General features: G+C 53.6%; 10 protein-coding genes. 5 read left to right on the top strand and 5 right to left on the bottom strand.

Annotated features, from left to right (window positions below; translation table 11 throughout):
• Nucleotides 1-149: 149 nt before the first annotated feature.
• From mmsB to ACNRUY_RS24635, 4 genes are all read right to left on the bottom strand, one after another.
• A complete protein-coding gene (mmsB, locus tag ACNRUY_RS24650) occupies nt 150-1,046 on the bottom strand; it encodes a 3-hydroxyisobutyrate dehydrogenase (RefSeq protein ID WP_488114323.1) in 897 nt (298 codons plus the stop codon).
• Between the two features lie 76 nt (nt 1,047-1,122).
• Nucleotides 1,123-1,938, bottom strand: coding sequence for an enoyl-CoA hydratase (locus ACNRUY_RS24645; RefSeq protein WP_488114322.1), 816 nt, complete (start codon nt 1,936-1,938; stop codon nt 1,123-1,125).
• A gap of 2 nt (nt 1,939-1,940) precedes the next feature.
• Nucleotides 1,941-3,110, bottom strand: coding sequence for an acyl-CoA dehydrogenase family protein (locus tag ACNRUY_RS24640; RefSeq protein ID WP_488114321.1), 1,170 nt, complete (start codon nt 3,108-3,110; stop codon nt 1,941-1,943).
• A 68-nt stretch (nt 3,111-3,178) separates the two neighbouring features.
• Nucleotides 3,179-4,366 carry a thiolase family protein gene (locus tag ACNRUY_RS24635; protein WP_488114320.1) on the bottom strand — a complete coding sequence of 396 codons (1,188 nt, stop codon included), beginning with the start codon at nt 4,364-4,366 and terminating at the stop codon, nt 3,179-3,181.
• A 343-nt stretch (nt 4,367-4,709) separates the two neighbouring features.
• Between ACNRUY_RS24635 and ACNRUY_RS24630 the strand changes: the two genes are divergently transcribed.
• Both ACNRUY_RS24630 and ACNRUY_RS24625 read left to right on the top strand, forming a co-directional pair.
• Nucleotides 4,710-5,063: a hypothetical protein gene (locus ACNRUY_RS24630; RefSeq protein WP_488114319.1), complete on the top strand. Its 354-nt coding sequence runs from the start codon at nt 4,710-4,712 to the stop codon at nt 5,061-5,063.
• Between the two features lie 47 nt (nt 5,064-5,110).
• Nucleotides 5,111-6,136: a YHYH protein gene (locus tag ACNRUY_RS24625; protein ID WP_488114318.1), complete on the top strand. Its 1,026-nt coding sequence runs from the start codon at nt 5,111-5,113 to the stop codon at nt 6,134-6,136.
• Nucleotides 6,137-6,245: 109 nt separating this feature from the next.
• On the opposite strand, the gene fabV is transcribed toward ACNRUY_RS24625, so the two are convergent.
• Complete coding sequence (gene fabV / locus ACNRUY_RS24620) at nt 6,246-7,448, bottom strand: enoyl-ACP reductase FabV (protein ID WP_488114317.1); 1,203 nt, start codon at nt 7,446-7,448, stop codon at nt 6,246-6,248.
• A 302-nt stretch (nt 7,449-7,750) separates the two neighbouring features.
• Here fabV and catB point away from each other — a divergent pair, with 302 nt between their 5' ends.
• From catB to ACNRUY_RS24605, 3 genes are all read left to right on the top strand, one after another.
• The gene (catB, locus tag ACNRUY_RS24615; RefSeq protein ID WP_488114316.1) at nt 7,751-8,380 is read left to right on the top strand and encodes a type B chloramphenicol O-acetyltransferase; all 630 of its coding nucleotides are present in this window, start codon (nt 7,751-7,753) and stop codon (nt 8,378-8,380) included.
• Between the two features lie 214 nt (nt 8,381-8,594).
• Complete coding sequence (locus tag ACNRUY_RS24610; RefSeq protein ID WP_488114315.1) at nt 8,595-8,885, top strand: helix-turn-helix domain-containing protein; 291 nt, start codon at nt 8,595-8,597, stop codon at nt 8,883-8,885.
• Nucleotides 8,886-8,888: 3 nt separating this feature from the next.
• Nucleotides 8,889-10,214: a type II toxin-antitoxin system HipA family toxin gene (locus tag ACNRUY_RS24605; protein ID WP_488114314.1), complete on the top strand. Its 1,326-nt coding sequence runs from the start codon at nt 8,889-8,891 to the stop codon at nt 10,212-10,214.
• The last annotated feature ends 146 nt before the right edge of the window (nt 10,215-10,360 follow it).

Genomic DNA, 10,360 nt, shown 5'->3' with positions numbered 1-10,360 from the left:
ACCTTCTCAAGCTTGATACTTCAGTGAAGGCTGGTATCAAGAACAAACGTAAAACCTGTGGCTGGGATGAAGACTATATGATGAAAGTGCTTGGGCTGATTGATTCTTGATCATGTTTTTGCCCTGGGGTTACCGGAACAGTGAATGATTCAGGCAGGGTCAAACAGTTGTATGATGCTGGAAAAATCCTGGGTAGCCCCGGATCGGTTGGCATGCATACGATACAGATTATCCGCCAGGGACGCCATGGGCGTTGAAGTTCCACTGCCCGCAGCAGCCCCCAGAGCCAGCCCGAGATCCTTAGCCATCAGCCCCACCATAAAGCCTCCCTGGTAACCATTACTGGCAGGAACTCCGGGCATAACACCGGGCACAGGGTTGTATTTATCCAGCACCCAGTTGCCACCGGAGCTTTTGCTCATGATTTCTGACAATACTGCAGGGTCCAGGCCATTATCCATGCCCAGTTTCAGGGCTTCAGAAGTTCCGGTCATCAGAACCGCCAGCAGCATATTATTACAGATCTTGGCCAGCTGCCCGGCACCGGCGCCTCCCGCATGGAAAATATTCTGGCCCATGATGTTAAGGTAAGGACGGGCACGCTCCAGGGCGTCTTCGCTACCTCCCACCATAAACGTCAGTGTGCCGGCTTCAGCCCCGGCGGTGCCTCCGGAAACCGGCGCATCGATAAAGTCAATCCCAAGCTTCGCCGCAGACTCTCCCACCTGGCGGGCCACATCCGCCTCAATGGTGCTGCAGTCAATGACCAGGGTTTGACGGCCGATGGATGAAAACAACCCTTCTTCCGATCCTTGACCAAGGTACAGAGAACGGACGTGCTTCCCGGCAGGCAACATACTGATGATGACGTCAGCCCCTTCCGTTGCCGCAGACACTGACTCCGCCCTGGAGCCACCGGCCTGCTCAAACTGTTCCAGCGCCTCAGGCACCAGATCAAAGCCACTGACATCGTATCCGGCCTTGACCAGATTTCGGGCCATTGGCCCGCCCATATTTCCCAGTCCGATAAATGCGATGGTTGTCATTATTATTGTTACCTCACTTTGAACCCGTTCACCCCTTTTCGCGACGGCCATTCGCCCCCGGCTACTTGTAACTCCACTATTTATAGAGCCACTGAGGCTTCCGCTTCTCCAGAAACGCCCTGACACCTTCCTGCTGGTTCGATCCCGTAAACAGCTCCAGGAACAGTTCCCGTTCAGTAGGCAGCGCATCCCGGGAAAATCCTGAACGCCCCATTTGCACCAGTTTCTTGCAGGCTTTCAGCGCATCCGGGCTCTGTTTGCCCGCCATTTCAGCCAATGCCCTGGCCCGGGCAGGGGCTTCACCTTTACCAACAACCTCTTCCACCAGGCCTATGGCCAGGGCTTTGTCTGCCCCAACTTTCTCACCGCAGAGAATCATCCGTTTGGCCCAGGCTTCCCCCACCAGCAAAGTCAGGTTCTGGGTGCCACCGGCACAAGGCAACAGGCCCACAGCTGCTTCCGGCAAAGCCATCACCGCCTGCTCTTCCGCTACCCGAAGGTCACAGGCCAGCGCCACTTCAAGGCCGCCTCCCATGGAATAGCCATTGACGGCCGCCACCGATAACCCCCGAAAATCACTGAGTGCCTCAAATGCCGCACCAAACGCTTCCGCAAAGGGTCGGGCCTGTTCCGGAGTAAGGCCATCAAACCGCTTGAGATCCGCTCCGGCGCTGAAAAACTTCTCTGAGACAGAGGTAATCACCAGGGCAACTATCTCAGGCTTCTCATTCAATTCCCGGACAATGCTTTCCAGATGATTCAGGCTTTCCGGTGTCCAGGTATTGGCTGGGGGGTTGTCAATGGTCACAATGGCTGTCTGACCTTCATAGGACAACGTCAAAGCCTGGGACGGTTCAGTATTCGCTTTTGCATCCTTTGCTGTTATAGGCATCGTTATTGTAACTCCATACCGCTGTGGGAAATGCTCTCTGCAAGCAGACGACGGGCGACGATCAGCCGCATGATCTCGTTAGTACCTTCGAGAATCTGGTGCACCCGGGTATCCCGGACATGACGCTCCAGGGGGTATTCCTTGATATAGCCATAGCCACCGTGAACCTGCAGGGCTTCATTGCAGACCTTGAAACCGATATCCGTGGCAAACCGTTTGGCCATGGCACAATAAGCGGTGGCTTCCGGGTCTTTGTTATCCAGCTTGAACGCCGCCAGACGAACCATCTGCCGGGCGGCTACTAATTCCGTATTCATATCCGCCAGTTTAAACTGCAGCGCCTGAAACCCCGCCAGCTCCCTACCAAATTGCCTGCGTTCCTTCATATAGGCCCGGGCGGTATTCAGGGCCTGCTGGGCGGTTCCCACCGAACAGGTGGCGATATTAATCCGCCCGCCATCCAGCCCTTTCATGGCAAAGGTAAAGCCCTCCCCTTCTTCACCCAGGAGGTGATCCACAGGAATCCGGACATTATCAAAAGAGATCAGTCGGGTCGGCTGGGCATTCCAGCCCATTTTCTCTTCTTTCTTGCCGTAACTGATTCCTTCCTGATTGGCAGGTACCACAAAAGCGGAGATACCTTTCGGGCCATCTTCACCGGTTCTGGCCATCACCAGCAGAAGATCGGTACTGCCGGCCCCGGATATAAACATCTTGGAGCCATTGAGAACGTATTCATCACCCTCCCTGACCGCACGGGTCTTAAGAGAGGCGGCATCACTTCCGGCCCCGGGCTCAGTAAGACAATAAGACGACAGCTTTTTACCCGTAACCAGCCCTTCCCCCCAGTCAGCCCTGACTCTTTCCGAGCCGAACTCTCCCACCATCCAGGCCACCATGTTGTGAATGGTGATATAGGCGGTGGTTGCCGTGCATCCCATGGCCAGCTGCTCAAACACCAGGTGCGCATCCAGCCGGGACAGCCCAAGCCCTCCCATGGACTCACTGGTGTAAAGAGAACAGAACCCCAACTCTCCAGCGGCCTGTATCACATCCACCGGAAAAGTGGACTCAAGATCCCAGCGGGCGGCATTAGGCGCCAGCTCCGCTTGTGCAAACTGTTGTGCGAGATCACGAAACGCGACCTGGTCTTCAGAAAGGTTATAATCCATCGCGGTCTCTCTTCTTGTTCTTTGGGAGCCTTTGCAGGCCAACCGGTGCGGGATGCCCTGCTGATCACTTACATCATTTCTACCGCTACCGCTGTGGCTTCCCCTCCACCGATGCAGAGAGAGGCAACGCCCCGATGACCACCGGTGCGCTTCAGGGCGTGCAACAGCGTCACCAGAATCCGGGCACCACTGGCCCCCAGTGGGTGACCCAGGGCGCAGGCTCCGCCATGAATGTTGACCTTGTTGTGATCCAGCCCCAGCTCCCTCATGGCCATCATGGCGACCACCGCAAACGCTTCGTTCACCTCAAACAGATCCACATCACTGACCTGCCAGTCCACTTTCTGCAGCAGCCGGTCAACACAATCGATGGGAGCCAGAGTAAACTCTTCCGGTTTCTGGGCATGACTCTGATACCCCACAATTCGAGCCATGGGTTTTAATCCCTGGGCAACCGCATCCTCCTCGCGCATTAACACCAGGGCTGCAGCACCGTCGGAGATTGAGCTGGAGTTGGCAGCGGTGACCGTGCCATCACGGGTAAAAGCGGGCCTCAGTTGTCTGATTTTTTCCGGTTTTGCCTTGCCGGGCTGTTCATCGGTATCAACCAGCACCTCAGCCCGTCCTTTCCGGGTTTCAACCGGAACAATTTCTTCAGCAAAAGCACCGGAGGCAATGGCGGTATTGGCCCGTTCCAGAGAAGCCAGAGCGTAGTCGTCCATGGCTTCACGGGTGAGCTTAAAGCGATCGGCGGTTTCCTGGGCAAAAACACCCATGGCGATACCCTTGTAGGCATCTTCCAGACCATCGGTAAACATATGGTCCTTGACCTGCCCGTGACCCAGGCGCATGCCTCCGCGAGCTTTATCCAGCAGATAGGGGGCATTGGACATGCTTTCCATCCCCCCGGCGACGACCAGATCCGCTTCTCCGGTCTGAAGCTGAGCAGCCCCCAGCATCACTGTTTTCATGCCGGAGCCACAGAGTTTGTTCAATGTTGTCGTGGGTACATGGTCAGGAATTCCGGCCTTAAGAGACGACTGTCGTGCAGGACCCTGGCCGGTACCGGCAGGCAACACGCAGCCCATCATCACTTCCGACACTTTTTCCGGCTGGACTCCCGCCCGCTCAAGGGCCGATTTGATGGCAATGGTGCCCAGTTCCGTGGCGGATACGGAGGATAAATCCCCCTGAAATCCACCCATTGGGGTCCGCGCTGCGGCAACAATCACAATATTCTGACTGAAAGACGGCATGAGAAACTCGCATTGTTATTATTGGTTAAATTGGCGTCGCCAAGCGTTGACTGGCTGGAAAAAGTATCCGGCAAAACCCGCCTGCCAGATTTCATGTGGAAGCTTGCGACCGTCAGGACACGATAACAAACCCCAACAACTTTACGCAAACGTCAACCTGACACAAACGCTCCCTGATGCCCGGGATTGACTGTTGATCGGGGAATTATACGACAGCCCTACAGACAGCAGCTCCCCCGTTTGAACTATTCAACAAACCATTTTCTCCCTTGTATAATCAAGCCTCTGCCCAACAGAAAATGTGTTGAACTGACTTCATGGAAGGGGTCCTCCTATCTTTGTATTGCATTTTGTATTCCCCGGGTTAGCCCTGGCACTATTTACCCTCATTTCTGATGATCAAGCCAAGCATTCTGATGTACTGGTGATCATAGAGAACCTCAGTATTCATTATTGCTTTGTTATCGTTCCTCATCTGATATGGGTTTCAGTATCTCTATACACTGACACATCAAGGGAGCACATCAATGGCGGGCTGACCGGGCTTCAAATTTTGATGCTGTCGGTGTTTTTTCTCATTCACCTGTCGAACAACCCTGAAGCCACAAACGGTTGGTTCCTCTATATCATCCTGTTTCCGGCAGCGATCTTTTTTGGCGCTTTATCTACCAGGTTCATCAACCATCTGGCCAGATGATCCTCCCTTCAGGTAAGCTGGTTTTCAGGACATGTTAAGGAACAACCATGCCTGTATTCACTGCAAAAAGGATCGCTCTCTTCGGTAAACCTGAAAGAGTTTCCCCTCACTTATGGAGCTGGCTTCTCTTCCCGTATTTCTTGTTGGCAATGCCCGCTTACCCCCACAGCAACCATAACAACGAAGTCCAGATTAAGGTGAGCAATGGCCAGCGTTGCATTATCTCCAATGGCCTTCCCGATCACGATACCGGACAGTTCCCCAACAGCGGTAACCCAAACCGCATTCGCCTGCAGGATGTCCGACTCTGCGTTACAACCCAACCAGCCAAAGTGCAAAAAGCTCAAACCGTCAAAGGCTCCATCGGCGTGGCCCTCAATGGTGTCCAGATCCGTCCGTCCACCGCAGATTATTACGACCCGTCAAGCCACCGGGGCTTCAGCCGTGACCGGAGCTCTGGCTGGAACCTTGAAGGGCTGGGGGCCCGGGACAAGCTGGGTATGGATCATAACAACGCCCATGTAGACCGGACAGGCCTTTATCATTATCACGGCGTCGCCAGAGCCCTGATTGACTCCCGGGAATCAACCCTGATCGGTTATGCCGCTGACGGGTTTGAAATTCATTATGCGAGCACCCACCAGGCATCAAGCTACCAGCTGAAACCCGGAACACGTCCCACTGCTCCAGGAGGGCATTACGACGGCACCTTCAATGAAGACTGGGAATACCGGCCTGGATCAGGCACCCTGGATGAGTGTAATGGTGGATTTTTAATGGGGGAGTTTGTCTATTTTGCCACAGAGGACTACCCGTTTTTCCCCCGCTGTCTCTGGGGGCGGATCAGCGGTGACTTTCTTCATAACCGGCCATCCCGGGACTCTGAAGGAAGGCAGAACAGGCAACCGTCATCAAGGCATAGAAGGCCACCTCTGGAAGCCTTATCCGCTTGTTCCGGAAAAACCAGCGGGGATAGCTGTTCCTTCCAGGCACCGGGCCGTGGGCACTCCATCAGGGGAGCCTGTGGTGTAACACCGGACCAGTCAGTGGCCTGTATACCTGAAAGACGTTAGCTTTTTTGTGTTGCGCTTCGCTGTGCTCAGCAGCAACCTACTGTATTCCAGAAGGTTGAGCAACCGGAACGCAGGTTGCTGCTGAACATAGTGAAGCACAACAGGGTGCTCAGATATCAATCACCTCAAAAGGTACCAGTGGATTGACATCCGCCTCATAATCCACTCCTTCCACACCAAAACCAAACAGCTTCAGGAACTCATCCTTATACTGGCGATAGTCCGTCAGTTCAGCCAGGTTTTCATTGGTCAGCTTCGGCCATACGTCCTGGCAGTGTGCCTGAATGTCTTCCCGAAGTTCCCAGTCATCCAGTCTCAGACGATTACTGTCGTCCACCTCAGGCGCGGAACCATCACCCTTGTAAAGGCGGTCACGGAACATGCGGTTGATCTGCTCAATACAGCCTTCATGCACCCCTTCTTCCCGCATTTTCTTGAACACCATGGAAATATAAAGAGGCATCACAGGAATGGCGGAACTGGCCTGGGTCACGACACTCTTGAGCACAGCAATATTGGCCGAGCCACCGATGGCCTGCATTTTCTGATCAATGGCATGGGCTGCCCTGTCCAGGTCTTTCTTGGCTTCACCCAGAGCCCCTTCCCAGTAAATAGGCCAGGTAATTTCAGTGCCGATATAGCTATAGGCGACGGTTTTACAACCTTCCGCCAGAACACCCGCCCCGGACAACGCCTCCATCCAGAGCTCCCAGTCCTGGCCTCCCATTACCGTCACCGTAGCCGCTACTTCTTCGTCCGTAGCAGGCTCCACACTGGCTTCAAACAGAGCGTCCTTATTGGTGTCTACCGCTGTAGCCGTATAGGTCTGGCCCATGGGTTTCAATACCGAGCGTATCACTTCACCGGTATCCGGCAGTTTTCGAACCGGTGATGCCAGTGAGTAAACCACCATATCAATCTGTCCAAGGTCTTCCTTGATCAGCTCGATGGTTTTCTCCTTGGCGTCATGACTGAAGGCATCTCCATTCAGGCTTTTGGCATAGAGCCCGGCCTCATGGGCCAGCTTGTCAAAAGCGGCTGAATTGTGCCATCCGGCGGTACCGGGCTTTTTCTCCGTGGCGGGCTTCTCAAAGAAAACGCCAATGGTCGACGCACCACAGCCAAAAGCCGCCGTAATCCTGGACGCCAGACCGTAGCCACTGGAAGAGCCAATCACCAGCACCCGTTTGGGGCCATTGGCCACCTCGCCCTGGGAGCGGGTAAAGTCAATCTGCTCCCTGACATTCTGCTCACAACCCACAGGGTGAGTCGTGGTACAGATAAAGCCTCGGATCCTTGGTTTGATGATCATCGTTTTCCCCAACCGGTGATGGGCAGGCTCCCGCCTGCCCGGAATGCTCTGTATGCGCTGCAGTGGGCATTGGTCACACCACAGATCTACAGAGGATTTAAACGGTAATAAATAGCAGCCAAGCTTATCCAAAACCAGTGCCGCCGAAAAGAGAGGGAGCGTATAGACCCGTTGCAGTAATGCATATTTTGTAACATCACGTAAACCTCCACCGTGACAGAGGTTTATGCAGAGACTTTTTATTTCCCTGGCCGCTTATTAATATACAGCCCTTATCCAATATTCTGATCCACTGCATTTCAATGAAAAACTATTTTGAGAGCCCCTTTTCCGGTAAACCCATCAAAGACCAGATCACCAACCCCAATATTCATGTGGGGGAGTACAGCTATTACTCCGGGTATTACCATGGCCACAGCTTCGACGATTGCGCCCGTTACCTTAACCCGGACAGAACCGATGTGGATCAACTGATTATTGGCCGCTACTGCTCCATTGGCTCCGGCGCTGCATTTATGATGGCGGGCAACCAGGGGCACCGGATGGACTGGGTTGCCACTTTCCCCTTCTTCTATCAGGAAGGATTTTCCAACGAGTCCAGGGATGGCTTCCTCCGGTCCGGCGACACGGTGGTAGGCAATGATGTCTGGATTGGTTCAGAGGCGATGATCATGCCCGGCGTTACCATAGGTGATGGAGCGGTTATTGCCAGCCGGGCGGTGGTGACGAAAAACGTTCCCCCGTACGGGGTAGTGGGCTCCAACCCGGCAAAAATAATTAAATACCGCTTCAATGAACAACAGATCGAGCAACTGCTGGAAATGAAATGGTGGCACTGGAGCGAGACCCAGGTAAAAGCCGCCATGCCTCTGTTGTGCTCAGGCAACATTGATGGCTTATACGATTTCTGGAAAAAAGAGATTGATCACTGACCAAGACAAACCAGCGGGGCGTCCTTATGAAACATCCAGGACGTCTCTGCCCCTCAAAGCCCTTTATCCCGGTTCACTGACCTACACAGATTACATCTAATAAGTTGTTATTCACGCTATTTACAACTCATAATGAGTAAATCAAACAAAAACAACTAATAATGTGTATTTTTGCTATAGTACAACAAATATAATGTTTTTTGGGTGACCGCTTATGAAAACATTGGCCGAACTGGCCCAGGCCTTACGGAATCATCGCAAGGCCATGGAACTGGGGCAGAAAGATATGCGCCTGAAAATCGGTATGTCCCAGCAGCAGTACCAGCGGGCAGAATCCGGCCAGGACCTTCGGGTGTCTTCGCTGCTGCGCATACTTGAGGGGCTGGATCTGGAATTACAGCTGATCCCACGGCAGCCAGCGGGAGTAACCGAAACGGAAGAGACAGTATCAACCGAACAGAAGCCCTCAGCCTGGCAGGACTTTCTGGCTGACCTTGAGGACTGATGGATGGCTCAACCGTCAAAAAAACACCCCCTATTGATTGAAGGGTTAGAGCTGATACTTCATGGCCAACGCATCGGTGTATTGCTTCACTCCGATAATGGACGAAACACCCTGACTTTTGACCCGGATTATTCCCGCCAGCCCTCCTCCCTGCGCCCCCTCTTCACCCTGACGCAGCGGTGGAAAAAAGACTACCTTTCCTCCAGGCAGATTCATTCCCAGCGCCTCCCCCCGGTACTGTCCAACCTGCTACCCGAAGGCGCCTTGCGGCAATGGCTGGCCAGCTCATTGAAAACGCACCCCGATAATGAGTTTCCGCTACTGGCATGGACTGGCGGTAACTTACCCGGCGCAGTGGTAGCAAATTCCCTGAAAGCCGGTGAAATACCGGACTGGGCACTTCACGGGGTAGACACTATTGAGCCGGTTCAAATGGACGTCAACGTCGAACGTTCCAAATTCTCCCTGGCCGGGGTACAGATGAAGTTTTCCAGTGTCCGTCAGGACGGGCGCTTTACTATCAGTACTGATATCGGTGGAGACAGCTGGATCATCAAAACGCCTTCTACAGTGCATCCCAAGGTTCCGGAAAATGAATTTACCGCCATGAAGCTGGCGGAATTAATAGGCGTCGATGTTCCGGAAATAGCATTAATCCCCCTGGACCAGTTATCCAACCTGCCGGACATCATTCTGCCCGATGAATCCGTTGCCTACGGTATCCGCCGTTTTGACCGCAGTATGGAGCCGGTTAAACAAGCCCCCCTTCGAATCCATACGGAAGACTTTGCCCAGATCTTTGAGTTCTACCCCCATAAAAAATACAACCACGCCAACTATGAGCAGATCGGTCGGGTCATCTATCAATTCAGTCAGAGTGGCCTTGGGGATCTCCAACAAATGGCAAGGCGACTACTGGCAAATATTCTGCTGGCCAACGGTGACGCGCACCTGAAAAACTGGAGCATGATATACCCGGACAGCACCCATCCCCGTCTTTCCCCAGCGTACGACATAGTCACCACCCTGCCCTACGTCCCGGGCGAAACCGGTACCGCACTCAATATGGGAAAAGAAAAAACCTGGAAAAACATCACCATGGCCACCTTCCAGCACTGGGCCACCCGAATCGGTGCACCCTGGCCCGGGATAAAAATTCACCTGGAAGAAGCCATAGAAGCCGCCAGGGAGCAATGGCCCGGAAAACTCCAGGCACTCCCCATGTCCGCAAGCCATAAGACTGTTTTGAAGCAACACCTGGCGGGACTTTCTCCGGACTTTCGTATCGGTGATTTTCAAGAAAGATGTCGCCTCAACCTATGCAGCTAAATCATAGTGCTGCTGATTTTCTGATCGCTCAGGGTTTAGCCATACTTCAGTGGGTAACTGCCAGTTTCTGGTATTGCGGCTTCCCCAGCGTTCTGGGTGTTGCTCCTTCGCTTTACGATAAACAGCTTCTCGGTTTATTACTTTCT

This window comes from Endozoicomonas sp. Z74 (genome assembly GCF_057680865.1).
Note: the sequence above shows the minus strand (reverse complement) of the source record. Positions and strands in the feature narration are given on the sequence as shown.

Excerpts from the sequence above, each read along its gene's own strand:
- fabV (WP_488114317.1), bottom strand. The coding sequence starts at position 7,448 with ATGATCATCAAACCAAGGATCCGAGGCTTTATCTGTACCACGACTCAC.
- ACNRUY_RS24635 (WP_488114320.1), bottom strand. The coding sequence starts at position 4,366 with ATGCCGTCTTTCAGTCAGAATATTGTGATTGTTGCCGCAGCGCGGACC.
- ACNRUY_RS24605 (WP_488114314.1), top strand. The coding sequence starts at position 8,889 with ATGGCTCAACCGTCAAAAAAACACCCCCTATTGATTGAAGGGTTAGAG.
- mmsB (WP_488114323.1), bottom strand. The coding sequence starts at position 1,046 with ATGACAACCATCGCATTTATCGGACTGGGAAATATGGGCGGGCCAATG.
- catB (WP_488114316.1), top strand. The coding sequence starts at position 7,751 with ATGAAAAACTATTTTGAGAGCCCCTTTTCCGGTAAACCCATCAAAGAC.
- ACNRUY_RS24625 (WP_488114318.1), top strand. The coding sequence starts at position 5,111 with ATGCCTGTATTCACTGCAAAAAGGATCGCTCTCTTCGGTAAACCTGAA.
- ACNRUY_RS24640 (WP_488114321.1), bottom strand. The coding sequence starts at position 3,110 with ATGGATTATAACCTTTCTGAAGACCAGGTCGCGTTTCGTGATCTCGCA.
- ACNRUY_RS24610 (WP_488114315.1), top strand. The coding sequence starts at position 8,595 with ATGAAAACATTGGCCGAACTGGCCCAGGCCTTACGGAATCATCGCAAG.
- ACNRUY_RS24645 (WP_488114322.1), bottom strand. The coding sequence starts at position 1,938 with ATGCCTATAACAGCAAAGGATGCAAAAGCGAATACTGAACCGTCCCAG.